The sequence below is a fragment of the Rhodococcus koreensis genome (assembly GCF_017068375.1).
In the GTDB taxonomy this organism is placed as follows: domain Bacteria; phylum Actinomycetota; class Actinomycetes; order Mycobacteriales; family Mycobacteriaceae; genus Rhodococcus_F; species Rhodococcus_F koreensis.
This window is the reverse complement of sequence record NZ_CP070611.1, coordinates 448695-473662: the sequence shown is the minus strand read 5'-3', so window position 1 is coordinate 473662 and position 24968 is coordinate 448695. Positions and strand designations below refer to the sequence as shown.

Annotated in this window: 23 protein-coding genes and 4 pseudogenes; 9 read left to right on the top strand and 18 right to left on the bottom strand. The window is 66.0% G+C overall.

What is annotated here, in order from left to right:
* Nucleotides 1-37: 37 nt before the first annotated feature.
* On the bottom strand, nt 38-196 hold the full coding sequence (locus tag JWS14_RS48800; protein WP_241031937.1) for a VWA domain-containing protein: 159 nt from the start codon (nt 194-196) through the stop codon (nt 38-40).
* A gap of 39 nt (nt 197-235) precedes the next feature.
* Nucleotides 236-1153 (bottom strand): amidohydrolase family protein, encoded by a 918-nt coding sequence (locus JWS14_RS48795; protein ID WP_206017291.1) that lies wholly within the window; start codon nt 1151-1153, stop codon nt 236-238.
* Nucleotides 1154-1578: 425 nt separating this feature from the next.
* Between JWS14_RS48795 and JWS14_RS52185 the strand changes: the two genes are divergently transcribed.
* A complete protein-coding gene (locus JWS14_RS52185; protein ID WP_206017290.1) occupies nt 1579-2103 on the top strand; it encodes a GNAT family N-acetyltransferase in 525 nt (174 codons plus the stop codon).
* Nucleotides 2104-2437: 334 nt separating this feature from the next.
* Here the strand turns inward: JWS14_RS52185 and JWS14_RS48785 are convergent, their stop codons facing one another.
* Complete coding sequence (locus tag JWS14_RS48785; RefSeq protein WP_241031936.1) at nt 2438-3265, bottom strand: Lsr2 family DNA-binding protein; 828 nt, start codon at nt 3263-3265, stop codon at nt 2438-2440.
* A 337-nt stretch (nt 3266-3602) separates the two neighbouring features.
* Here JWS14_RS48785 and JWS14_RS48780 point away from each other — a divergent pair.
* Both JWS14_RS48780 and JWS14_RS48775 read left to right on the top strand, forming a co-directional pair.
* Nucleotides 3603-4025: pseudogene (locus JWS14_RS48780) on the top strand (hypothetical protein); the annotation flags it as partial.
* Between the two features lie 94 nt (nt 4026-4119).
* Nucleotides 4120-4683, top strand: coding sequence for a type 1 glutamine amidotransferase domain-containing protein (locus JWS14_RS48775; protein WP_206017289.1), 564 nt, complete (start codon nt 4120-4122; stop codon nt 4681-4683).
* Between the two features lie 997 nt (nt 4684-5680).
* Here the strand turns inward: JWS14_RS48775 and JWS14_RS48770 are convergent.
* The 4 genes and pseudogenes from JWS14_RS48770 to JWS14_RS48755 all read right to left on the bottom strand — a co-directional run bounded on the left by JWS14_RS48770 (nt 5681) and on the right by JWS14_RS48755 (nt 8474).
* Nucleotides 5681-7009 carry a M1 family metallopeptidase gene (locus tag JWS14_RS48770; protein ID WP_241031935.1) on the bottom strand — a complete coding sequence of 443 codons (1329 nt, stop codon included), beginning with the start codon at nt 7007-7009 and terminating at the stop codon, nt 5681-5683.
* Nucleotides 6994-7194, bottom strand: a pseudogene (locus JWS14_RS48765) (hypothetical protein); the annotation flags it as partial. The pseudogene JWS14_RS48765 and the gene JWS14_RS48770, both read right to left, overlap by 16 nt.
* A gap of 267 nt (nt 7195-7461) precedes the next feature.
* Nucleotides 7462-7944, bottom strand: coding sequence for a DUF421 domain-containing protein (locus JWS14_RS48760; protein WP_206017288.1), 483 nt, complete (start codon nt 7942-7944; stop codon nt 7462-7464).
* A complete protein-coding gene (locus JWS14_RS48755) occupies nt 7944-8474 on the bottom strand; it encodes a hypothetical protein (protein ID WP_206017287.1) in 531 nt (176 codons plus the stop codon). Before JWS14_RS48755 ends, JWS14_RS48760 begins: the two co-directional genes overlap by 1 nt.
* A 415-nt stretch (nt 8475-8889) precedes the next feature.
* Here JWS14_RS48755 and JWS14_RS48750 point away from each other — a divergent pair, with 415 nt between their 5' ends.
* A complete protein-coding gene (locus JWS14_RS48750) occupies nt 8890-9129 on the top strand; it encodes a DUF3072 domain-containing protein (protein ID WP_206017286.1) in 240 nt (79 codons plus the stop codon).
* Nucleotides 9130-9465: 336 nt separating this feature from the next.
* On the opposite strand, the gene JWS14_RS52180 is transcribed toward JWS14_RS48750, so the two are convergent.
* Both JWS14_RS52180 and JWS14_RS52175 read right to left on the bottom strand, forming a co-directional pair.
* Nucleotides 9466-9621, bottom strand: a complete 156-nt coding sequence (locus tag JWS14_RS52180; RefSeq protein ID WP_420855189.1) for a hypothetical protein — start codon at nt 9619-9621, stop codon at nt 9466-9468.
* 65 nt (nt 9622-9686) lie between these two features.
* Nucleotides 9687-9929 (bottom strand): annotated as a pseudogene (locus tag JWS14_RS52175) (hypothetical protein); the annotation flags it as partial.
* 126 nt (nt 9930-10055) lie between these two features.
* Between JWS14_RS52175 and JWS14_RS48740 the strand changes: the two are divergent.
* Together JWS14_RS48740 and JWS14_RS48735 are read left to right on the top strand one after the other, a co-directional pair.
* Nucleotides 10056-12416, top strand: coding sequence for an ATP-dependent DNA ligase (locus tag JWS14_RS48740; RefSeq protein WP_206017346.1), 2361 nt, complete (start codon nt 10056-10058; stop codon nt 12414-12416).
* A 50-nt stretch (nt 12417-12466) separates the two neighbouring features.
* Nucleotides 12467-13459, top strand: a complete 993-nt coding sequence (locus JWS14_RS48735; protein ID WP_241031934.1) for a cation diffusion facilitator family transporter — start codon at nt 12467-12469, stop codon at nt 13457-13459.
* Between the two features lie 10 nt (nt 13460-13469).
* Here JWS14_RS48735 and JWS14_RS48730 read toward each other — a convergent pair whose 3' ends face one another.
* The 4 genes from JWS14_RS48730 to JWS14_RS48715 all read right to left on the bottom strand — a co-directional run bounded on the left by JWS14_RS48730 (nt 13470) and on the right by JWS14_RS48715 (nt 16212).
* Nucleotides 13470-14114 (bottom strand): superoxide dismutase family protein, encoded by a 645-nt coding sequence (locus JWS14_RS48730; protein ID WP_206017285.1) that lies wholly within the window; start codon nt 14112-14114, stop codon nt 13470-13472.
* A gap of 531 nt (nt 14115-14645) precedes the next feature.
* Nucleotides 14646-15416 carry an ANTAR domain-containing response regulator gene (locus JWS14_RS48725; protein ID WP_206017284.1) on the bottom strand — a complete coding sequence of 257 codons (771 nt, stop codon included), beginning with the start codon at nt 15414-15416 and terminating at the stop codon, nt 14646-14648.
* Between the two features lie 197 nt (nt 15417-15613).
* Nucleotides 15614-15892 carry a WhiB family transcriptional regulator gene (locus tag JWS14_RS48720; RefSeq protein ID WP_241031933.1) on the bottom strand — a complete coding sequence of 93 codons (279 nt, stop codon included), beginning with the start codon at nt 15890-15892 and terminating at the stop codon, nt 15614-15616.
* 59 nt (nt 15893-15951) lie between these two features.
* Nucleotides 15952-16212 carry a hypothetical protein gene (locus JWS14_RS48715; RefSeq protein WP_206017283.1) on the bottom strand — a complete coding sequence of 87 codons (261 nt, stop codon included), beginning with the start codon at nt 16210-16212 and terminating at the stop codon, nt 15952-15954.
* Nucleotides 16213-16356: 144 nt separating this feature from the next.
* Here JWS14_RS48715 and adh point away from each other — a divergent pair, with 144 nt between their 5' ends.
* From adh to JWS14_RS48705, 3 genes and pseudogenes are all read left to right on the top strand, one after another.
* Complete coding sequence (gene adh, locus JWS14_RS48710; RefSeq protein ID WP_005239499.1) at nt 16357-17880, top strand: aldehyde dehydrogenase; 1524 nt, start codon at nt 16357-16359, stop codon at nt 17878-17880.
* Between the two features lie 105 nt (nt 17881-17985).
* Nucleotides 17986-18136, top strand: a pseudogene (locus JWS14_RS52170) (alcohol dehydrogenase catalytic domain-containing protein); the annotation flags it as partial.
* A gap of 523 nt (nt 18137-18659) precedes the next feature.
* Complete coding sequence (locus JWS14_RS48705; protein ID WP_206017282.1) at nt 18660-18956, top strand: DUF3263 domain-containing protein; 297 nt, start codon at nt 18660-18662, stop codon at nt 18954-18956.
* 596 nt (nt 18957-19552) lie between these two features.
* Here JWS14_RS48705 and JWS14_RS48700 read toward each other — a convergent pair.
* From JWS14_RS48700 to JWS14_RS48680, 5 genes are all read right to left on the bottom strand, one after another.
* Nucleotides 19553-20005, bottom strand: coding sequence for an SRPBCC family protein (locus JWS14_RS48700; RefSeq protein WP_241031932.1), 453 nt, complete (start codon nt 20003-20005; stop codon nt 19553-19555).
* 390 nt (nt 20006-20395) lie between these two features.
* The gene (locus JWS14_RS48695; protein WP_206017280.1) at nt 20396-20821 is read right to left on the bottom strand and encodes an SRPBCC family protein; all 426 of its coding nucleotides are present in this window, start codon (nt 20819-20821) and stop codon (nt 20396-20398) included.
* Nucleotides 20822-21532: 711 nt separating this feature from the next.
* The gene (locus tag JWS14_RS48690) at nt 21533-21937 is read right to left on the bottom strand and encodes a DUF952 domain-containing protein (RefSeq protein WP_206017279.1); all 405 of its coding nucleotides are present in this window, start codon (nt 21935-21937) and stop codon (nt 21533-21535) included.
* Between the two features lie 38 nt (nt 21938-21975).
* Nucleotides 21976-22455: a hypothetical protein gene (locus JWS14_RS48685; protein ID WP_206017278.1), complete on the bottom strand. Its 480-nt coding sequence runs from the start codon at nt 22453-22455 to the stop codon at nt 21976-21978.
* The gene (locus JWS14_RS48680; protein WP_206017277.1) at nt 22452-24959 is read right to left on the bottom strand and encodes a molybdopterin oxidoreductase family protein; all 2508 of its coding nucleotides are present in this window, start codon (nt 24957-24959) and stop codon (nt 22452-22454) included. Before JWS14_RS48680 ends, JWS14_RS48685 begins: the two co-directional genes overlap by 4 nt.
* Nucleotides 24960-24968: the final 9 nt, after the last annotated feature.

Genomic DNA, 24968 nt, shown 5'->3' with positions numbered 1-24968 from the left:
ATCACGCAATGGTTCCCCAGGCGGCGGGTCGTGGTCTTCAGCCGAGAACCCGGGCCTGCCGTGCGGCACGCAACCAGTCCGGGTACTCGCTGAGCAGCAACTCATACAGGGCCGCGTCGCTGAGCGTGTCGACGTTCTCGACCGCGAAGAACCCCGCATGCGGCGAACTGGCTGCACCAGGACTCGAACTAGACACCCAGGGTCAGGGTTTCGATGCTGTGCCCATCCCCACGCTCTACCCGAACCACAGGGCCTCGGCGTTGCGGAAACCCACGCATTCGGCCGCATTCGCCGGAAGCGCGGCGAGAAAGGTTCGGATCTGCCGGCCTCGGGTGTCGACCGCGTCGGCCCGTGCCACGGCGTCGGTACCGACCACAAATCGATCCGGTTCCCGCGCAACGAGTCTCACCCAGTCCTCGTCTGCACCGCTCTCGTCGGCGATACGGTCGAGCAACACCCACGACAACTCGACCGTCAGATTGCGATGCCGTTCGATCATCCGGCGCACCAGATCGAGCTGTCCGGACGGGTCGACCTGCCGGGACACTCCCGCGTGACACCAGACCACCGACGTCGACGGATGACGCTCGAGTGCACGCTCGAGACTTCCGACGTATTCGTGCCGATCGGGCATCCCGACGGAACTCGAATCATGGTGGAGCGAGATCGGCACGTCGTTCTGCGCACAGAAGTCCAGAACGGGATCCATCGCGACGTGATCCGGTGACGGCACCTCCCCGAACGTCAGGTTCGTCAGGTCGTCGTGCCGGAACATCACCTCGCCGACACCGGCCCAGCGGTCGGACCGGCTCCACACGAACTCGAGGTGCTCGATCGCCAGCAGGTCGGTCGGGTCGAACCCACAGACCAGTGGGGCAACGTCGAGCGAGCCGTCCGATTCGAGGTCCGGGAGGACGTCGAGGACCGTCGCGTCCGTGAGCGAGTGATAGTGACACGGCGCGTTGTCGTCGAGGTAGTAGTCCGGACGCACAGGTTCGGCCGTCGACCATTTCTTCTTCACCGGCAGTCCGAACACCACTGCCCGCGTGGCGCCGTTGCGGACGAGACCGTCCCGGAGGTCGGGCATGGGCCCCGGCCGCTGCAAGAAGTCGACGAGATGGACGTGCGTGTCGATCCATGTAGGAGAAACCATCCATCCGATGTACCAGCAATCGACCCGGCTGTCCGCGTCTCTCGCCCTCTTACGCGCGCACTCGACCCTCCGCATTCCTTTGCCACCGCAGCCGCACGGAGGGAACAGGTGATGCACGGTACCGGTCGCACTCGAGATCCGCCGCAACCGGCAAGGTCCACGCCACCGCCGCGGGCACGGGACACAGGGGTACGCGACCCCGAAGGCGACGGATACCGCGCTGGCGGCGATCCCACCGGCGACACTCGCAGCCAGGACGGACGGTGGTACTTTGTCTTCGGCAAGGCACTGATGTTCCGCCACTACGCATTCGATCCCGGTTGATCGTCCTCGATTCCGCGAGTACTCGTCTTCACGTCCTCACACCGCGCTGCCGCGGCGGGGTGATTGTCTCGTTCGGGCCCGAGTTGGGCAATGCGTCCCCTATGACGTACGAATCACCTGGAGAGCCAACTCGCATCCTCATGATGGGTCACGGCCTCACCGGATTCGAATGGGCACCTCGCCAAGGTGGTCACGCGGCCATCACCTCTACGCCATGCCGAACATGGCCACCCGCTGGGCCGCGGCTCTCTCGCCTACCTCCCCGCGATCTGCTGTTTCCCGCCCAGTCGTGTCGATCGGGCTGGCCACCGACAAGTAATCGCGGTTCTCCGCGGGCGAGGCGCTTCGAGCACCGACGTGAAAATTCGTCCCACCGAGGAAGGAAGAACGCCTCCGTCGAGGGGAAGGCCCTCACCCTGACCCGCACCGAGGTCGGCGACGAGTACGAGGGCACGGGATACACCGGCCAACTGGTGCAGCAGACGCTCGACGATGCCCGCACCCGTGACCTCGCGATCATCCCCGAATGCACGTACGTGCAGAACTGGCTGCGCAAACGCCGGACCACCGCACGTTGGTCACCGCCGAGGACCGTGAACGATCCGATACGGAGAGGGAAATCCTGATGCGGTTATGATCGCTCAACCCAGCCTGCCCGGCCGCCTCGTCCCACCCGGTAGGCCCGTACTCGTCGGCCGGGAGAAGTCGAGAAGCGGCAAGGGGCCAGTCGGTCCCACCCCAGCAGAGCAGATTGGCCATCTGGACCGGGCTGTGATCGAGTTCAATTGCACCAGAGTCTATTCGGTTGATTTTCACGTTCGAGACGGAACCGGCGAGGTCCGCTGATGTCGTGGGCGTTGATCACGACACACTTGACGCTGGCCACGGACATACCCCGGCATTGCTGATGTGCTGTTGAGCCTGTCCCCACGGCTGACACACACGACGGGGCTCCGAGTCTCAGCGCGCGGGGTGGGTGGCGGCGTAGGCCTCCCGAACCTCGGCACTCAGTTGCCCGCGGTCCGAGACGGTGAAGCCGTGGGTGTGGGCCCAGGCCCGGACCTCGGCAGTGGGCGGTGGTGTAGGTGAGGCAGCGTGGGCCTTCCAGATCTCGGCGCTCAGTCGCCCGCGGTCCGAGACGGCGAAGCCGTGGGTGTGGGCCCAGGCCCGGACCTCGGCAGTGGAGGGTGTGGATGCGACGGCGTTGCCGTCGTCTGCGGCGGGGGCATCGTCGGCCAGTGCTGCCGTCGTACCGTTGTCGGTGTCTTCGTCGGCGCCGGTGTCCGGCTGGGCGTCGTGTTCGGATGTGTCCGGCGGTCGGCGCACTCGTCCTCGTCGCATGACTTCTCCGCTTTCGTGCATGCGCGCCGCCGCTACACGATCACCGGTGGCGGTGGTTTCGATGCCGTCGACGACGGGTCCTGTGGTGTCGGCGGCGGCGACTTCTCCGGTCGTGTCCGGGGTGTCCTCGACACTCTCGTGGGTAGTCTGCGGAGCCTCGTCACTAGCGCCGGCAACCTCACCGTCGGCCTCGATCCGGGCGGTGACGGCGGCCATGGCCGCCATTCTCACGGCGTCGAGGAGTTGACCGCGCACCGATTCGTCGAGGGCGGCGAACTCAGGTGATGTCTCGAGCAGGTTCGTGGTGTCGTCGACCATCTCCTGCGGGCTCCCGCCGAGGTGTCCGGCACTCGCCGCGGCAAGCGCCATCCCCGGCTTCGTGGGGTAGGACCGCCCCAGCCAATAGCCCGCGACCGCCGCGATCGCGACCTGCAGACTGATCATCATCTTTGGCTCCCACGGATGGATTTTTCTGACTGTGCGGGCTACTCGAATGGACTACCCCCAGGTGCGCACGCTCAATCGACTGAACGCAGTGGTGGGGTTGCTCCTCGGGCGGGTCATCCGCGTCCGACGACAGGTCGATTTCCCCAAGACCTGCGGGTCAATGACTTTCTGCGCTCGTGGATCTCTTACGGCGGTGAGCTACTGCTCGAGCGCTACCGCGGCATCGCGGCCGCCGTCCACGCCGTGCCGAGGGACCATCGGAGCCCGGAGCGGGGTTTACCGCCAGTCGCCGTCGGCACCCGAAACACACATCGACCGACGAGAGGTCTGGTTCCCAGTGCGCGCAGTTACGTGGCAAGGCAAACGAAAGGTCAGCGTCGACACCGTCGCCGACCCGAAGATCGAACAACCGACGGACGCCGCCATCAAGGTCACCACGACGAACATTTGCGGGTCCGACCTGCACCTGTAGAGCTCTACGGCGAGGGGCCGGGAGGACACGCCGAGTACCTGCGCGTGCCCCAAGCCCAGTTCACCCACATGAAAGTCCCAGAGGGCCCGCCGATTCCCGATTCGTCTATCTGCCCGATGTGCTGCCGACGTCATCCGCGACGCGACCGACGGTCGCGGCACCGACTCGGTGATCGACGCGGTCGGCATGGAGGCGCACGGTTCACCGATCGGCAAGCTCGCCCAGCAGATCGTCGGGTACCTCCCGGACGCGGTGGCGGCGCCGCTCATGCAGAAAACCGGTGTCGACCACCACCGATCTCCGACGACTCTGATTCTTACCCCGATTGACCTCCGGTCACCCGGGTACCCGTCTGTGTGCCCACGAGAGGAAGGAAGCACTCATGACATCGGCACAGACACTTCGCGGCCGCAAGGTCGCGATCCTGGCCACCGACGGCGTCGAGGAGGTCGAACTCCTCGAACCCCGGAAAGCCGTGGAAGACGCCGGCGCGGAAGTCCGGCTGATCTCGTTATCCCCCGGCAAGATCCAGGCCATGAACTCGGACGTGCACGAGGCCGGCACCTACGCCGTCGACGACGTCGTCGGTGACGTGTCCGCCGCCGACTTCGACGCACTAATCCTGCCCGGCGGCACCACGAACCCCGACCACCTCCGGATGGACGAGTCGGCCGTCGGCTTCGTCCGCGACTTCGTCACCTCGGGCAAACCAGTGGGCGTGATCTGCCACGGACCCTGGACACTCGTCGAGGCGGACGTCGTGTGCGGCCGCACCCTCACGTCGTATCCCAGCGTGCGCACCGACATCCGCAACGCCGGCGGCAACGTGGTCGACGAGGAAGTGGTGGTCGACAACGGGCTGGTGTCGAGCCGCAACCCCGACGACCTGCCCGCGTTCTGCGCGAAGATCGTCGAGGAATTCGCCGAGGGCCGCCACCCGCAGTAATGTCCGCCGGGACAGCAATACGGCCTCCGGAACCGCCACCACCACGAGTGTTCACGCCGCGGGACTCGCGGCGATCTTGGACAGCTCGATCAGAATGCTCGGGGGCGCCGAGCCGAGTGAGTTCAGTGATCACGAGCTCGGCGCCAGGACGACTGGTGACCCGCAAAACCTTTTCTCGAGCGCGGCCCGGCAGGCCATTTTACCGGGGATCTGAGCGATACGCCCTGCCCGCAACCGACCGCAGCGAACTCACTGAGCATCGAGATCCTCGACCTCGAGACCGACTCTTACTGCGTGCCGCCGAAGACCACACATCGATTGGCCAGCGATGATCCAGGAACCGGACGTCTGAAACTGGACGGCAATGCACGACCCATCCATCGGTCCGGGAATTGGGGGGTTCGAGCCGAGCTCGACGCATCCCGGATCGTCTTTCATCCGGCGTTCCGACAGCGCACGGTGGGGCGGGAAATCCTCGGCTGCGGGTGATCCCGAGAAGGCAGACGAATTCACCTCCCCCAACACCTCATGCACCCGGGCAGCGATCGTGCGCGAGCGGCCAACCTCCTCCGGCACGGTACCGGGCCTCCGGAAACTCCGACCACTGCCGACCCGACACCGGCACCCCCAGCAGAACCCGCAACGTCTCAGTGACTCCTCAGCGGTCTCCTCCACCGACCTCTACGCCTGCCGAGCCTGCTCGATCCGCAACCGCGAAACCGGCTGTGCCGGATCCTCACCCACTGCCCGCGTCTGCCCCAACGCAACCGTCATCGTTGTCATCACACACCGTCGACGCCACGTCCACCCCCAACGCGTGTCGTAAAATTCACACTCCGGAGATCAGATGTCCCAAAAGTGCTCAACTGCAATATATTTCACCCACATGGCTGGGACGTAGAGTTGCAGACAGTCACACGAGTGAGGCCGAAACCGGCTTCGCAACCGGCCATTCGACGATGGAACCGACCGCCGACGGAGCTCCCCCCGACGCCGATCAGAGCGGGGGCAGTTCCTTTTCGCCCAGCCAGGTCTCCCACAGCCGGCGCAAGGGCGTGTCGGTGTAGTGGGCCGCCATTTGCGTGAACTGCTCGGCGGTCACCGAGGAATGCCGATGGGTTTGCGTCCAGCACCGCAGCAGCGCGAAGAAGTTGTCGTCACCGAGCCGGGACCGCAGCACGTGTAGCGCGAGGGCACCGCGTTTGTAGATGCGGTCGTCGAACATCAGATACGGTCCGGGATCGCCGACAATGAGGTCACGCGGTTTGCGGGCGAGGCCCTGGTACGCCGAGACCGCCAGCTGGTGCGCGGACTGCCCGCCGGAGTTCTCCGACCAGAGCCACTCCGCATAGCAGGCGAAGCCCTCGTGGAGCCAGATGTCGCGCCACTGCCGGATCGTGAGGCTGTTGCCGAACCACTGATGGGCCAGTTCGTGCGCGATGAGGCGTTCGCCCACACGCCGTCCGGTGCAATGATTGGCCCCGAAAATGGAGAGCCCCTGCGCCTCGATCGGAATCTCGAGGTCGTCGTCGGTGACGACGACGGTGTAGTCGGCGAACGGGTACGGGCCGAAGAGCTTGCCGAACACCTCCATCATCCGCCGCTGGCGGCCGAAGTCGATGTCGAAGGATGAACGCAGCCGCGGCGGGTGCACCGCGAACATGGGGACGCGTCCGGAAGGGACCTTCCGGTGCTCGTACGGCCCGATCTGGATGGTGGCGAGGTAGCTCGCCATCGGCTCGGACTGCTCGTACACCCACGTGGTCCGGCTGGCGCGGGTCCGCTTACGGACCAGCGCGCCGTTGGCCACCGCATGATACGGCGGATCGGTGGTGATCGCGATGCGGTAGGTCGCCTTCGAACCGGGGTGGTCGTCGCAGGGGAACCACGACGGGGCACCGTTGGGCTGACCGGCGACGATCACCCCCTCCGACAGCTCCTCCCATCCGACCTCGCCCCAGATGCTGCGGATCGGCTTGGGTGAGCCGGCGTACTCGACAGTGACGACGAGTGCGCCGCCCGCCGGGATCCTCTGCGCGGGGGTGACGACGAGCTTGCCGCCATGATGCCGCCAAGTGGTACCCCGGCCGGCCCCCGCAGTCACCTTCGTCACGTGCAGGTTCTGTGCCAGATCGAATGCATACCGGGATCTGCTCTCGGTGGTCACCGCGGTGATCGTCGCCTTGCCCGTCAGCCGGTTGCTGTGCACCTGGTACGTCAGGTCCAACTCGTACCGCGACACCCGGTAGCCGCGGTTGCCGTTCCGCGGAAGGTAGGGGTCGACGGGCTCGTCGACGTGTTTGCCGAACCTCACGTCGCCGCCCACGCAGCGATCGGATTGCCCTGCCACCGCGGCGACGCCGGGACGGTGTCGCCGCGCATGACGAGCGGCCCCTGCCCGACCGTCGCGCCGGCACCGATTCCCACGGCCGCCAGCCCGACACAGCGCGGGCCGACAGTGGCGCCCGCCCCCACAGTCACGGTGTCGATGGACATGATCCGATCATGAACCACCGATGCCCTCGTCGAAACCGTTGCCGCACCGTCGGTCGTCCGCGGCTTCGTGGACCTGGCCCACCCCACTCACGGCGGTGCAAAACGGGATCGCGTCGATCAAGGACCACGCCCCGACCGTCGAGACGGAGAACCTGACGTGCCACATCGACCCGACCCCTGACGATCCCCCGATCAGGTATCCCGCCCCCAGCACCCGCCCCGAACCCGCCGCCTGGACCTGGGAAGGACAATCCGCCTCCACAGAGGCGCACCTCCTCAGTCTCAGGTGATGCCGGGTTGTTCCGGAGCGCCCTCGCTCGCGTCGTCGGTGCGGGTGAAAAACGACACCCGGCCGTTGGTCTCGAGCACGGCGAGCTCGATCTCGTCGAACCGGCGGATACCCTTCTGCCGGGCATCGGCCATCAGGTCGTCGAGTGACATCCGCTCGGTGGACAACCGGTTCAGGTCGGGTACACCGTCCCGCACGATGATGACGGGAATACCGTGCGTGATGCCACGAACGCGGGGGAACCGGGCGTTCGCCCAGGCCAACGCGAGGGTGAGCAGGGAAAACACCCCGACCGCGAGGAGAGCGGAGGTCACCGAGTAGTCCTGCTGGGTCACCCCCTGCTGCACGAGGTCACCCATGACGATGTAGAGCACCAGCTGGAAGGTGCTCAGCTCGCCGACGGTCGACCGACCGACGATCCGCGTGATCGCCCACAGGAACAGGAACAGGACCGCCGCCCGGATCACGATCTCCATCAGGGCACCAACCAGGTGGTGAACTCCAAGGTGACCACGTCGACTCCCCTCTCCGAGATCGATACCGCGCCCGGCGCGCCGAGCTGGCTGGACGGCTGAATGTAGGCGTCGAATCCGAGAGTGAGGGTGTCGCCGGGCGGCGGATCGACGGTCATATAGGTGCGCGATGCGTCGCTGGTCTCGGCAGACGGCTCCGGTGTCCAGCCCTGGGTCTCGAACATGTCGAAGTACTCGGATTCGACGACGATGACCACCGGCTCGGTGAATCCACCGGCCTTGCGGACCGTGAGATCCCACGGCACGTCCAGGCCGGCGCGCGCGAACCGGGGATAGGTGAGGGTGAGCTCGTAGCCGCCGCCGGCGGTGTACACGGTCGCGCTGCGAACACCGAGCAGTCCCACCGCGCCGAGCGCCACGATCACCGCGAGCACCGTCACCGCGCCCCGCCGGAGCCGCGCGACGGCCGGGGAACGAGCACTGCCGCGGACGTCGTCGAGCACCGAATCCGGGATGCGCACGGCGGGCCTCATCGTTCCAACCTCTCACGACCCGACAGCGCATGAGTGCAACTCGCCACCGCCGAACCGCTCGATCACTGATTACATGCAGGAAAAGCTGTACGAACCGCTCGGCATGACCTCACCTGGGCACTGGTTGGTCGACTCGGCCGGCATGGAGGTCGCTTTCGCGGGCCTGAACATGACTGCCCGGGTATTTCGCAAAGCTCGGCGAGCTGTACCGCAACGGCGGCACGTCGGCGCCCACAACCTTTGGCGACCATGGATTCAGCGCACTGAGCGTTTGTGGATGCTCTTCGCCGAACCGCACGGGCACCATCATTCGGGCCACTCGTGGGAATCGACCGGCCCCAGCACGCGGTTTCCTGCGGGTGCCGGGCGGGCAATCGTGCCGTCGAGTTCTTCAGCCGAACGAAAGGACACAAACATGGCGGATATCGGTCCCGAGCACGACGTCTCCCCCACACCGGAAAAGGATCCAGACGACTGGATCACCGGTGACGAACCGATGACGGGACCCCAGCGTTCCTACCTCCACACCCTGGCGCAGGAGCTGGGCGAGACGGTCCCCGACAACCTGACGAAGGTGACGGCATCGAAGTTGATCGACGAACTGCAGCGGCGCTCCGGACGCGGCGTCCGCGGGGAGGACACGTCCAGTACCTGAGATCAAAGTGGAAAGACCACGAGATGCTGCAACCTCGCGCGATAAGTTCCTCCACCAGCTGCAGGGGAACCCCGACGACCATCTCGGCCGACCGCGTCTGTTCGAACCGTGAGATTCGGCACCGTAGGTCCGATCCCGTCCGACGCACACACCATGTCATAGGCGTACCCAGGTTGCCGTCTGCCGTCGGATTCAACGAAGGCAGACCGTGGTCATCCCCGACGGGATGACGACGGCGAAACCCTCTGCGTCAGAACGCAACGCACTGACAGAGCCTGACCAGGTGGTCCTCGCCCGGGTTGGTGTCCCTGCGCGAGAGGACGGTGTCGTCACCGATCACACCACAGCACCGTCCTGGGGTTCTCGCGACGCCTGCCCGTTGCGGTGCGCCCGGGTCAGTCGCCGGTAGACGTCGATGTAGGCGTCGACCATGACACGGTCGGAACAATGCTGTTCTGCCCGGGCGCGGGCCGCCGTACGGGACAGTCCCACGGTCTCGGGATTGCTCGCATCAAGGCGTCGAGTTCATCGGGTGGGACCAGCCGGCCGCAGTCCGGGGTGAGCACCTCCGGGATCCCGCCCCGCGCGAACGCGACCACGGGGGTGCCGCAGGTGAGTGCTTCGGCGACGACCAAGCGCAGCGGGCCTTTATGGCGGGGAAGAGTTCCGGTGGTGGAGGCCGATGCCGGATTGGTCTGCTCATCACTATGAGGTACCCGATCCGACTTTCCGCCCCTCGACCTTCGTTCCCGCCGCCCGTAAGGAGCCGACGCCTTCGGGTGCGACGCGCCCCGGGGCACAGAACGGATCCGATTACCGGCCACGTCGGTGGGTATTCGGCAGCCAGGGCCGCGGTCGCCGTCCGCCGTCCGCCGTCCGCCGTCCGCCGCAGGTCGATCACGAGGACGAACTGGGAGGAAGACCCTTTGCCGACGATCACGATCGACGGACACCGACTGAACCTGACGCACCTCGACAAGGTGCTGTATCCGGACACCGGTACCACCAAGGGTGAGGTGATCGAGTATTTGAGGGACATCGCACCGGCGATGGTGCCTCACCTCGCGCAACGTCCCGTGACGAGGAAACGGTGGCCGGACGGCGTCGACTCGAACTTCTTCTTCGAACGGCAGGCGCCGGCATCGATGCCGAAGTGGGTTCCGCGCCTGTCTGTTCGGCACAAGGATCGCACCGTCGAGTATCCCCTGATCGACTCGCCCGCCGGTCTGGTCCTGATGGGACAACTCGCCGCACTGGAGCTACACGTACCGCAATGGACCGTCGTCGACGGCAAGCCGGGGCCCATCACCCGGCTGGTGTTCGATCTCGATCCCGGCGACGGCGTCGAACTGGGCGACTGCGCCCGCGTCGCACTGGCGGTGAAGGAGCAACTGACGGCGGCGGGGTTGTCGTCGTATCCGGTCACCAGCGGCAGCAAGGGCATCCACGTGTACGCCGAGCTGAAGACGGAACTCGACACTGATCCCTCACAGTTCGCCCGGAAGATCGCGAAGCAACTCGCGAAGGACTGGCCCGACCTGGTGACGGCCACCATGGCAAAGACAGAACGCGCGGGCAAGGTATTCGTCGACTGGAGTCAGAACAACCCAGCCAAGACGACGGTGGCACCGTACTCGCTGCGCGGGCGCGCCGAACCGACGGTCGCGGCGCCCCGGGAGTGGACCGAACTCGAAGACGAGGGACTGCGCCACCTGCGTTTCGACGAAGTGCTCGAACGGTACCGACAGGGCGGCGACCTGCTGTCGACCTCGCTGAACTCGCTCCGCACCTACCGATCCAAACGACGCCGCGGCAAGACACCCGAACCGATACCCGACACCGCCCCCGACACCGACACGTCGACGCCCGACGAATCGACTCCCGACGGCGAATTGAGCTTCGTCATCCAGGAACATCACGCCACCACCCTGCACTGGGACTTCCGACTCGAACACGACGGCGTTCTCGTCTCCTGGGCGGTACCGAAGGGTGTACCCGTCAGACCGGGACCCAATCGCCTCGCCGTGCAGACCGAGGACCACCCCCTCGACTACCGGACGTTTTCCGGCACCATCCCCGACGACCAGTACGGCGGCGGCCGCGTCGAGATCTTCGACGCCGGCAATTACCAACCCATCAAATGGGAAGCCGACAAAATCGTATTCGAACTCCACGGCGACCGAATCCGCGGGCAGTACGCCCTGATCCACACCAAGGCCAACCAATGGCTCTTGCATAAGATCAAGAAGGCCAACGAACGCCCGGTTCCCTCGAGCAACGGCGGAAGCGCATCGCAGCCGGCGTCGGAGAGCACCCCGCTGCCCCGGGACCTGAAGCCGATGCTCGCCACGCTGGGAACCACCGAGGACCTCACGTCCATGCCCGAAGACGAGTGGTCCTTCGAGGGTAAATGGGATGGCGTACGCGCCGTCGGCGAAGTGCGCGACGGAAAGCTCCGCCTCCACAGTCGTTCCGGCCGGGACCTGACGTCCACGTACCCCGACCTCGCCTGGATCGGCCCGGCGCTCGGAGAACACAAAGCCGTCCTCGACGGTGAGATCGTCACCCTCGACGCCGACGACGTCACCAGTTTCGCCGCACTACAGAATCGCCTCGGCCTGACGCGAAAAGCCGACATCGAACGCGCGGCGAAGAAGTACCCCGCCGAATTCTTCCTCTTCGACATCCTGTTCCTCGACGGAACATCATTGCTGACGAAAAAGTACGTCGACCGACGCCACATTCTGGACGAGCTGGCCACGTCCTGCGACGGCATCACCGTCCCCGCCCGCCTGAGCGGCGACGCACAACACGCCCTGAACGAAAGCCACCGACAAGGCTGGGAGGGAATCGTCGCCAAACGCAACGACTCCCCCTACCTACCCGGCCAACGCGGACGAGCCTGGATCAAGGTCAAGAACCAGCGCACCCAGGAAGTGATCATCGGCGGCTACCGGCCCGGGAAAGGCTCCCGCGCCGACACCCTCGGCTCACTACTCCTGGGTGTCCCCGACGAGAACGGACTGCGCTACATCGGCCGGGTCGGCACCGGATTCACCCAACCGATGCTCGAAACCCTGAGCGGGAAACTGCAACGCCTCTCCCGCAAAACCAGCCCCTTCTCCGCCGAACTCAAACCCGCCGAACGCAAGGACGCGGTGTGGGTGACACCGCGCCTCGTCGGCGAAATCTCGTTCACCGAATGGACGACCGCGGGACTGGTCCGGCACCCCGCCTGGCGAGGACTGCGACCGGACAAGCCACCCGACGAGGTCCGGATCGAATAGCCGAACGTTCTGCCGGTGCCGACGGCACGTTCCCGTGTGAGACTCGATAGGTGACGAAAGCGCCTGATCTGGGACCACTGGCGGTCGAGGAGAACCCCGGTGGTGACAGCGCGCGCACGGTGATCATCGCGTTCGGCGCCAATCTCGGGGTGGCAATCGCCAAATCGGTGGCGGCGATGATGACCGGCTCCGCGTCCATGGTCGCCGAAGCAGCCCATTCCTGGGCCGACGCCGGAAATCAAGTGTTCCTGCTCATCGCCAACCGCAGAAGCGCACGCGCGTCCGACGAAGAACGGCCTCTCGGCTACGGCCGTGAGGCGTACGTCTGGTCACTGCTGGCGGCGGTGGGGCTGTTCGTCGTCGGGGGAACGGTGTCGGTGTGGCACGGACTGACCGAACTGCTCCACCAGCCCGACAGCGGCGAGGACTACCTGATCGCCTACATCGTGCTCGCCGTCGCGTTCGTCCTGGAGGGAACGTCGCTGCTGCGGGCCATCCGGCAGCTGCGCGGGGAGGCCCGCAGCTACGACCGCGACCTCTTCGACTACGCCCTCGAAACCTCGGATCCGACGGTGCGGGCGGTGTTCGCCGAGGACAGCGCAGCGCTCGTCGGCATCGTCATCGCTGCCGCCGGAGTCGGGCTGCACCAGATCACTGGTGCCGCCGTCTGGGATGCGATCGGGTCGATCCTCGTGGGGGTGCTGCTCGGCGCGGTCGCGGTCGTGCTGGTCGACCGGAACCGTCGATTCCTCACCGGGGAGCCGGGTTCGAGCGAATTGCGCGACGCCGCCGTCGCACGAATCGCCGAACTTCCCGACGTGGCCACGGTCCTCTTCGTGCGGCTCGAGTACACCGGCCCGAAACAGATCTTCCTCGTCGCCAGCGTCGACCTGGTCGGTGATCACGCGGAATCACAGGTCGCCCGGACCCTGCGCAAACTCGAACGCGAACTCGAACGCAATCAGCACATCGTGGATGCCGTGCTCACGATCGCGGCGCCGGACCGACACGACCTGGATGCCGGCGACCATCACCTACCGTGACATACCGGCATCAGAAGTTCTCGTCGATGCAGGCCAGGCGATCACCGGCCATGCCGGCCTGGCCGGGCCCGGTCATGGTGCGCTGTGCGTGCAGCACGACGGAGTTGGCCTCGCCGTCACGGAACTCCCAGTCGACGGTCGTCGAAGACTGGGCGTTGCCGTTCGCGTCGGTGGTGACGTCGAGCCAGATCTCGTTCTGTGGGTTCGCGTAGGCCGGGTCCGAGGACGGCTTCTCCGGGGTGGCCGCGGGGTCGGCAGTGTTCTGATAGTGCGGCCCGGAATCCGATGGTTGTGGCCCGCACGGCCGCGTGTGCGCGTGCACCCCGAAGTCGCGGTTGGGGGCGAGGCCGGTCGCGTTGAACGTGACGGTGGTGCGGCCGTCCTTTCCCTCGGATTCGATGTTCACGGACGAACCCACCGGAACGGCGGCTTGGTCGTAGGTGAAGGCGTTGTCCTCGCCGCCAACCTCCCCCGGCAGCTCGAAGGCTCCCCGCCCCCCAGGCAGCGGCGGGGCGGTCGTCGTCTCGGCAGAGGTGGGGGGCGTCTGCACGGTCGCCGACACCTCCGACGACGAATCGCCGTCGCCGCACCCAGCGGCGGCGACGAGAGCGGCCAGGGAAACGCCGGCGATCAGGCTTACACGTCGAATGTGCATGCCACCGCATTACCCGCAATACCCTGCGTTGAACCACACGACAAAGGTTGCCATCCGACCATGAACCCGACGGCGGGACACCGACACCCCTGACGGTCGAGAAGTCGACACTTGGTTGCTTGCATTACGGGGGCGTGTCGCCCCCGGGTCGGTCACGGCCGACTATCGTTTCGAGACCCATCGCCGCGAAATCCGTTGCTCTGCAGTAGCGCCTGCGGACCAGCGCGTGAAGTGAAAAGATCCGGTCAACAACCGTTTCCGACCCCATACCGAGTGTCCGGGGCGGTGCGCGAAGTGGTCGATCGATGTGGCACCCAAGCTGTCGTGATGATGTTCCTCATGGCCTGCACATCCTCGCATCATGAGGCGAAGCGAGGGTGCCCACACGATGCAAACTGCACGAGCTAGACGCGCTCATGTCACGACACGGACCCGACGCACGACATCCTGTCGTCCTCACCTGACGCTACCCGCCGAATTACCGTGACCTCAGGAAATCGATGCGTACCCCACGAGCACACTGGGCGACGGTCACGGATCGGGGGCGGTAAGGGAGGCGATCAGCGTCTGGGCGACGCGGTGCAGTTTCGTGCGGGTCCGCTGCGAGATCTCCACCAGCCGGAAGAACGCCTCGTCGGCGGTGATGTTGTGCATCGCCATCAGCATGCCCTTGGCCTGGTCGATCTCCGCTCTGGAAACCAGCGCCGCCTCGAGTTGGCCGACCTTCGCCGCCGCGCTGTGCCAGCGGCGGCTGTTGCTGATCGCCGCCGACGCCGCCGTCGTCAACAGACACATCAGCTTCTCGTCGAACGGGTCGAACGCCTCCGCCCGGTAGCTGTAGACGTTGAACGACCCGACCAACTCCCCCGGTCCGTCGCCGTCGACGATCACCGGGACCGACAGATACGCGCGGATCCCCGCCAGCTTCGCGGCCGTATCGAATTCGGGCCACTGATCGGTATGTTCCCCGATCACCGCGCGGACCGGTGCGCGGCGGTGGGCGGCGGCGAGGCACGGTCCCCGGTTTGCCGCGTACTGCTGCGCGTCAATGTCCAGCACGGTGTCGTCGGTGGCCACGATCGTGACCGGATCCGGGGTGTCGATCCGTGTCACGCTGACCGCGTCGGCATCGAGCAGGGCGATCACTGTCGTGCGGGCAAGCCGGCCCAGCACCGCCTCGAGGGTTTCCTCCGCGGCGGTCGCCGACCGCAACTGATCCAACGCCTCGGTGACGGTGTCCAGCGCGACAGCGACCGTCTCCATCGATACAGACCCGGCGCCGTTCGCACCCAGCTCACCCATCACGACCAGGCCTCCTACCCACTCAACCCCGCTCCCCTGAGTATCCCCCTCCGCATGCGCCGCGCCGCCGTCATTCTCGGCTGACCATCGCTGCTGCCCACTGAGGCGCGTGCCGTGCTGTATGGCCGGCTCAGGGCCGCCGCGGCATTGCAAGTCAGCGCACCGGAACCCCGGCAGGAACACCGGCCCCGTGCACCTCATTGCCGACGCCGGGTGCGCCGTCTGCGCTCGCTCTCGCACATCCTGTCCCACGTTCCGTACGGTTCGGCCACCGGCAGGGCGTACTCGCGGCATTCGATGAGCATCCGGCCGTCCTGGCACACGCGTTTGGTGTGCGTTTCGCCGCGTCCGGTCCCAGCCACCCTCCTGTGAGGGGAGAAGAACAACGACGACGCGGCGGTCCGGCGCGAGCCGCGGAGGCGCCAACCTTGGCGATCATGGTCGACGGTCAGTCCGGTCCGCGGCCGGTGTTTCACGGCGGGAAGCCAGCGCAGTCCTCGGCGGACGAATGGGTTCTGCAGTCACCGGATCGGTGTCACTCCTCCACGTTTCGAAACCCGTGCAGCGGATCACCGCCAGCCGGAAAGCCACCCAGTCCCCCGTCGTGGACGTCGAGGACACCGACACCGCTGAATCCTTCGAACTGCATCGACGGCCAGGCTTCCAGATCCCATGCCGTCGCGATTCCTGGTTGCTGACTCAGGGTGGGCCTGTACGCGACCCAACCTCCGACAACTACATTGCGGCGCTGGCTGTTCGCGCTGACGATCCGGTCGACTATGTTCGCCCACTCCACGGACGCCTACCACCGCAAAACGGCGGTGCGGCGCGGACAAACGGTCACCACCAAGGTTGCAACGTTGTCGCAACCCTCCCGCTCGTAGTGTTGTGAATCACATCCATATGTGGGGATGAGAAGCACACCGTTGAGGAGTTATCGATGACCGTGTATGCCCGCCCGGGTTCGCCGGACGCCGTCATGTCCTTCCAATCGCGTTACGACAACTGGATCGGCGGCCAGTGGGTTGCGCCCGTCAAGGGCCAGTACTTCGAGAATCCGACACCCGTCACCGGGCAGCCGTTCTGTGAGGTCGCGCGTTCGACGTCCGAGGACATCGAACTTGCGCTCGACGCCGCACACGCTGCGGCTCCGGCCTGGGGTAAGACGTCGGTGGCCGAGCGCGCCATCATCCTGAACAAGATCGCGGACCGCATCGAGGAGAACCTCGAGTCCATCGCGCTCGCCGAGTCCTGGGACAACGGCAAGCCGATCCGCGAGACCCTGAACGCCGACATTCCGTTGGCCATCGACCACTTCCGCTACTTCGCCGGCGCGATCCGGGCGCAGGAAGGCGCACTGTCGGAGATCGACTCCGACACCGTCGCCTACCACTTCCACGAGCCGCTCGGCGTCGTCGGCCAGATCATCCCCTGGAACTTCCCGATCCTCATGGCCGTGTGGAAGCTCGCTCCCGCACTCGCCGCGGGCAACGCGGTCGTTCTCAAGCCGGCCGAGCAGACCCCGGCGTCGATCCTGCACCTGATCTCCGTCATCGGCGACCTGCTGCCCGCCGGTGTGGTGAACATCGTCAACGGCTTCGGTGTGGAGGCGGGCAAGCCGCTCGCCTCGAGCCCGCGGATCCGGAAGATCGCTTTCACCGGTGAGACCACCACGGGTCGGCTCATCATGCAGTACGCGTCGCAGAACCTGATCCCGGTCACCCTCGAACTCGGTGGCAAGAGCCCCAACATCTTCTTCTCCGACGTTCTGTCCTCCAACGACGACTACCAGGACAAGGCGCTCGAGGGCTTCACGATGTTCGCCCTCAACCAGGGCGAGGTGTGCACCTGCCCGTCGCGTTCGCTGATCCAGGAGGACATCTTCGACGAGTTCCTCGCGATGGCGGCCATCCGCACCAAGGCCGTCCGCCAGGGCGACCCGCTCGACACCGACACGATGATCGGCGCGCAGGCCTCGAACGATCAGCTCGAGAAGATCCTGTCGTACATCGAGATCGGCAAGGGCGAAGGCGCCAAGGTCGTCACCGGCGGTGAGCGCGCCGAACTCGGCGGCGATCTGTCCGGCGGCTACTACGTGCAGCCGACGATCTTCACCGGTCAGAACAAGATGCGGATCTTCCAGGAGGAGATCTTCGGTCCGGTCGTCTCCGTCACGTCGTTCAAGGACTACGACCAGGCCATCGAGATCGCCAACGACACGCTGTACGGCCTCGGCGCCGGCGTGTGGTCGCGGGACGGTGGCGTCGCCTACCGGGCCGGACGTGACATCCAGGCCGGCCGCGTGTGGACCAACACGTACCACCAGTACCCCGCGCACGCCGCGTTCGGTGGCTACAAGCAGTCCGGCATCGGCCGCGAGAACCACCTGATGATGCTCGAGCACTACCAGCAGACGAAGAACCTGCTGGTCAGCTACGCCCAGAAGGCTCAGGGCTTCTTCTGATGGACACAGCCCGGGCCCCTTAGCGCCCCTGAGACTGAGCCGTGGTTCTTTTTCAAGCAGGAAGATTCACACGACAGGCACGATGACGGCCGCGACCATTCACGAATTCGGATTCCGACACCGGTCCGCAACGAGGACCTGGTGAAGGTCGAGACCAGCGGAATCTGCCACACCGATCTTCATGCTGCGAATGGCGACTGGCCGGTCAACCCTCTCCGGCCTACATCCCGGCCACGAGGGCCACAGGACGGTCGTCGAAAAAGCGAGACCGACCAATCTCGAAGAGGGTCAGCAGCAGCGGGGGCCGGCAATGCGTGGCTGCGGTCGACGACGTGCCTATAGCGCGGGGGGTGCCGCACCCCAGGGGGAGACCCTCTGCGTGAAGCAAAGTCCAAACCTCAACGGTCTCCCCTGGGGGACTTCCCGGCGCCCCTGTTCGACACCGCACTCGAGGACCTGACCATCGGCGGGTCGAGCGTCGGTACCCGCCAGGACACGGAGACGCTCGACTGCTACGCCCGCGGCAACCCCCCCGGCAAAATCACCCCCACAACGCACACCGGCAAGCCCGAGGGGATCAACGCCATCTTCGAGTTGCGTCGACGCAAGATCGGCGGACGTATCGTCCTCGAACTCACATGAACGCACCACGAGGGACGAGACGGACGGACGAGAAACGTCTTCAGTCCGCAGTTTCGCATTCTCGTCGCACACCACGACCCCGACCTCACCACCGACCGCCGCCTCACAACCACAACAGCCGACAGGAGCGCCACCCCATGAGCACCAGTTCCATCATCGAAGACACACGCATCATCGAATTCGCGCGGCGCTGGCTGCCCTACGGTGGCGGCACCACCGGTGACCTGCTCGTCGAATTCGGCATGACACCCGCCTGCTACCTCGCCCGGCTCGGCAAGATCCTCGACAGTCCCGCCGGCCGGCAACTCGATCCACAACTACGCGCCGACCTGCTCACCTTCGTCGCCACGCGCACCCCCACCCAGCACCCCACAGGATCGGTATCCAACCGCACCGTTCCCGTCCCGGGAGCCACCCCCTCTCCCGCGAGCTAACCCGCACCCAACAAACCCGGTACGACCCCACAGCCGCCACCTCGCGATGACACGTGTCTGCAATCCCCGTGACCCCGACAGGAGGCGCGCTTCAGCTAAACCGGACCCCCGTCTTCGTCGCCAACAACAAAGCCCGAGAACCACAACGCGGAACATCGCACCGAAACGCCAAGACCCCCGCGAGGTGCTCATCGCGAGGGCTGCGGTTGGTGGGCTGCCTCTTCACCGTCGTGGCGATGACCTACACGGTCACCTACCGGGAGATGCCCACCAGCGCCCCCATCGCGGGTGTGTTGATCGCCTCCCTCGCCCAGTTCTCTGGACTTCCGCCGTGCTCATCTTCGAAGTGACGTGCCCGTTCGCATTCGTCAACAAGAGCAATCGGGCAGAGATCTTCGCCCAGCCTTCGCGGGCGCCTTCGCGGCCATGATGCGGCCGCCGGTGCCCGGTTGCTGCCGAATGGGCAGGTGATCTGGGATCAGTGTTGAAATTCCTGTCCTCGCGGTAGCGCGCCGTCGACTTCATTCCCGCGGCCGGCGAGGTCCTTTACGCGCGAGTATTTTTCATCCCCCACGCGCCCACCGAAAGCCTGCGGATCACGTTCCCGTCGGTGTGCTCTGCTCTGCGATGAATTTGAGTCGCCGCAGAGATTCACGGTTGCGTGGGTACACAAGCGTGTCGTGCACCTCCCGCGGTATCCGGTTGAAGGGTCGATGGGCGACCATCTCGGACATCTCGATGCGGCAACCGGTGCCGCGAGGTTCGAGGAGCAGTGTCACCTCCGCCTGGCCTGCCGGCAAGGCGCGGGCCAGCAACCGCAGTTCCCGCCCCTCAACGGCCGACAGGACCTCGGTGTGGTCGTGCAGCAGCGCAGGCCACAGCCCGACCGAGTGGTGGAGACGACTGCCGACTTCCGGCCAGTTGTTTTCGACGGCCCGCATCCGTGCCGCCCCGACCACCCACACCGGGTACATCCATCCGTCGGATAGCACCGACCACACCCGGGCTGCGGACGCCGTGGTGTCGCAATGAGCTCTGATGTCGATCACTCCCTCGTAGGGACGACGGAACCTGTTGGCGCTTCGCGCATACCCGGCATCCGGGGCGGCGAAACTGCCACCCCGGGGTCTGTGGACCTGTCCGCGTGCTGGTTGTCGCAATCGACAGGAGGTGGTCGTGGGTGCTGGCGAGGTCCGAGAATTGCTCCCGGGCGACGCGACGGATGTGCTGGAGTGTTTCGCCCCGAGACCGTCCCGTTCGCGCTGGGGCGGGAGCATTCCCGCGGACGCGGCCTACCACGTCACATCGCTTTCGCAGTGCTGCCCGGTGAGACAGCAGTTTTCACCGAGCGGTGGGGTCACGGCACGCTCGTGGTGTCGTGGCGGGCACCGGCGCGGATCGACGTGGTGCAGTGTCGACGGAAGGCGGGGTCGGGCTGGTCAGTGGGTCGTGTGAGGTCGTTTTTCGACGACATCTTTGAATCTTTTCATGTCCTCCTTGACACGGTGGTCGAGTACGCCGGCGTGGTCGGCGACGAACTCTGTCACAGTGCCGGGATCGATCTCCATCTCGGCGGTGATGCGGGTGTGGTCGTCGTCGAGCGGTGCGAAGGTGATGATGCCGCAGTGACGGGGTCCGGTCTCCGATCGCCAGGACAGACGCTGGTTGAGGTGTTGTTCGAGGATGGTGGCGCGGAACCGTCGGCTGGTGAGCCCGACCTTGACCGTCCAGTCGAGATGGGTGTCGTCCACCCGCTCCACGGACTCGACTCCCTCCATGAAGGTGGGGAAGGATTCGAACTCGGTCCATTGGGTGTATGCGACGCTCGCCGGTACGGCGACGTCGATGGATTCGGTAATACTCATGACCACCGGGTACCCGGATCAACGTAGCCTGCACTGTTGCGGTGCATCATTGCGGTCCCTGTGCGGAACGGAGACGTTCGAACAGCCCGGGCGGGGTGGTGCCGGCGATCAGGTCGTCGATCCGGTGGGGCGTCGATCGCGCTGACACAAGGAATTCCACGGTCGCGGGCCTGCTGGAGCAGCACGGCGTCCTCGGTGGGGCAATGATGGTGCAACACCCGGGTGGGGGCTACCGCACAGATCACGGACTCGGTCAGGGTGCGGGTGGGTGTGAGCCGTGGCGGATAGCCCAGTGACGGAACACCGCCCACCGTTCGACCTCGGAGGATTCGATGGGATTGCCGATGACAGCAGCATCCGCGGTGGCGGTGGTGGTTCGGGGCCGGTCATCGCGCGCTCCGAGAGGTGGTGCCTGCCACGGTGGCAGAGGGAATCGCGTCGGCACCCGTTTCGGTTATGCGGGCGGCGACGTCCATGTCCTGCACCTGTGGCGGACCCATCACGCGATGCTACTTCCTGTCAGGCGGTCCTCTGCCGGAGAGACGATGTACGCGAACGAATCCTCTTCATCTCACTCGTAATCGTTGCGGTAGCGCAATCATTTGTTTTCCGGCGGCCGTCTACACACCCTCGGTTGCCGCTGCTCGTGCAGTGGTCCGCCGATCCACACTCGCTGCCTGCGTTTTGTCGACTGGTCGGTGGTGGGCACGGTCAGAGCGCGGCCGAGGCATGGTTGTGCCCCGTCGGGTTCGACAGTTCGGGGGCGATCCATCGGTTGTCCCGGTGTTCGATCGGGATGGTCGCGGTGACGATCGGCGGTTCCATCGGGAACGGTGCGTGGATGCGCGGGACGCGGTCCCCGCTGCCGGTGGTGTGCCAGGTGACGTCGACTCCGGCGTCGGTCAGTGCCTGTTCGTCGAGCACGATCAGCAGCAGCGGTGCCCTCACGTGGGCGTAGGGGTGGGCAAGCACAGCAGGTAGCCGGGCGGCGGTGGTTGCGTGAATGTATCCGGTGTCGTCGAACGGGGTGACCAGGGTGGCGACGTCGTACTCGCCGAATCGCAGGCATCCCTCCCAGTCGTCGGCCAGAGCTACGTGCAGGATTTGTTGACCCATGTGACTTTCCTTTCCGAAGGGGTTGACTCCTGGGTGGGTCAGCTGGCCAGCACTTGGGGTGCGAGGACCTTGAGCATGGCGTTGGTCCACCGCAGTTGCCGCAGCGTCTGCGGGTGGCAGCGCTGGGTGAGGGCGAGCAGTTCAGGGTCTGTGACGGCCTGGGCGCCTTGTGCGAGCAGTTCCCAGTCGACGGACACTCCCGCGGCGACCCGGTGCAGGTGCCGCAGATCCATCAGCAGCACCAAGGCCGGTTCGGGTCGGTGCCCGAGCAGTTCGCTGAGCTTCTCTTGCACCGGAGTGGTGAGGGCCTCGGTCCGCGGGGCGGCGTTCAGGTCGAGCCCGTACCGGGTTCCGGCGGCGGCGAGCTCGCACAGGTGGTTGTTCGACCAGTCGGCGAGATCGAGTGCGACGTGGTGGATTTCGTGGTCGGTTTTGTGCCGGGCGGCCAGTGCCGACAGGGTGAGGGCGAGCTTGTGCTCGGAGCGGTGGAGTTCGCGCAGGGCGAAGTCGATCTTCATCGTCGTTCTCCCCCGTGGGGGTGGGTGGGTCTGCCGGTGGTGTCGGTGACCATTGCGGGAGGCCGGCCGTCGGTTTCGGTGACCACTGCAGTGGGTCCGCCGGTGGTCGGTGCGATGCCGGCGGTGGTGGGTGCGGACGCCGTCGTGGTCGGTGCCGGGGCCGGCCCGTCACCGGCCCGGACACGAGCAACGGTCGCGGCGGCGGTCTTGAAGATCGGCTGCTTGGAGGCGGGATCCCAGTCGGTGACCGTCAGTTCGTTCGCCGCCCGATCATGTTCGCCCTCCGTGGCGGTATCGGTGTCCCAGTAGCCGTAGTGGAACGGAATGAACAGCACGCCGGGCCGGATGCCGGTGATCCGCGCCTGGGCGTGCAGGGTTCCCCGCGGGGAGGAGATCGCGAGCACGTCCCCGTCCACGATTCCCTGTTGTAGTGCGTCCTGTGGGGAGATTTCCACCCACACTCGGGGTGCGGCAGCGTTCAGCTGCGGGGAGCGGCCGGTTTTGGTGCGGGTGTGAAACTGGTAGAGGGTGCGGCCGGTCATCAACGCGAACGGGTAATCGTCGTCGGGTTCCTCGTGCGGGGGAAGGTATTCGGCGGCCTTGATGATCGCCCTTCCGTCGGAGTTCAGCGCCCGGTACTCGGTGGGTTCGAGCGGCGCCCCGGTGACCAGGTCCTTGCCGTAGGACTCGCAGTAGTCCGGTGCGGAGTAGAACCGTCCATCGGTGTAGAGGCGTTCGGTGCCGTCCGGGTGCTCGGTGGTGCAGGGCCATTGGATGCCCGATCCGCCGCGCAGGCGGTCGTAGCTGAGTCCGGTGTAGTCACAGGGCCGCCCGGCCGAACATTGCTTCCACGCCTCGAACGTAGAGGCCGCGTCCTCCCAGCCAGGCAGGGGGTGGCCGTCCTTGTCGCGGAAGTCCATCCGGCGGGCGTAATCGAGGAAGATGTCCAGATCGGGTCGGGCCTGGCCGGGCGGGTCGACCGCTTTGTCGGACAGGTGCACGGTGCGGTCGGCGTTGGTGAAGGTGCCGGTCTTCTCCCCCCACGTAGCCGCGGGAAGAACGACATCAGCCAGTTCTGTTGTCTCGGTGCGAAAGATGTCCTGCACGACCAGGAACAGCCGATCCTGGGACAGGATCGACCGGATCCGCGCCAGGTCGGGCATCGAGACCGCGGGGTTGGTGGCGCTGACCCACAGCATCTTCAGGCTGCCCTGCTCGGCGTACCGGAACATCTGCATTGCATGCGTGGGCGGCCCGTAGTGCGGGATTTTGTCGGTCTCGACGTTCCACAGTTTCGCCAGTTCGGCGATGTGCGCGTCGTTGGCCCAGTTGCGGAACCCGGCGAGATCACCGTCGGCACCGCATTCGCGGGTGTTCTGCGCGGTGGGCTGGCCGTTCATCTGCAGCACCCCGCAGCCGGGTTTGCCGAGCATCCCCCGGATCAGGTGCAGATTGTTGACCTGCACCGCGGCGGCGGTGGCCTGATGGGACTGATAGAACCCCTGCAAGACCGTCGAGAGGAGGCGGTCGGTGGTGCCGAGCAGCCGTCCCGCCTCCCGCAGATCGTCGGCGGGGACATCGCAGGTCGCCGCCACCTTCTCCGGTGTGTAGGGGGCGAGTTGGGTGCGCAGTTCCTCGAATCCCACCGTGTGGCGATCGATCCACTCACGGTCGACCCAGTCGTTGGCGACGATCTCGTGGAGTAAACCGTTCATCAAGGCGACATTCGTGCCCGGCAACGGGGCGAGATGGACCGTCGCGTGGTCGGCGACCGGGGTCGGTCGCGGATCGACGTATACGATCGCGGGTGGATTCGGGCCGGCGAGCCGGTCCAGGATCCGCGACCACAGCACGGTCTGGGTTTCGGCGACGTTGTGCCCGAACAACGCGATCACGTCGGCATGGTCGACATCGGTGTAGGAACCGGGTTGGCCGTCGCAGCCGAACGATTCCTTCAACGCCTCCGCCGCGGTCGCGGTGCACAGCCGGGTGTTGCCGTCGACGTGATTCGTGCCGATCGCCCCGTGCGCGATCACCGAGAGGGTGTAGTACTCCTCGAGGAACAGCTGCCCGGAGGTGTAGAACCCGATCGCACTCGGCCCCTGCTCATCCAGCAGTTCCCGGCTACGCGTCACGATCCGGTCCATGGCGGTGTCCCAGTCCGTCTCCACCAGCTCACCGTTCTGTCGGATCAGTGGCCGGGTGAGCCGGTCCGGGGACGCGTTGGCCTGCCACCCGAACAGATCCTTCGGACCCAACCGGCCGCGGTTGACCCGGTCGACCCCGCGGCCCCGGACCCCGACGATCTCGTTGTCCTTGACCGCGATGTCGAGGGCATCCCCATTGGAGTGGAGGATCGACGCCGACTGCACCCACCGATCCACCGAGCCTGGGTCGAGACCGCCGGCGAGGTACTGATCGACCCGCTGCGGCCACGACCGGCCCGGCCCGTACGGGGTGCGAGTACCCCAGGGTTCGGCGATCCGGTCCTGTGAAGCGGTCATCGGCAGCTC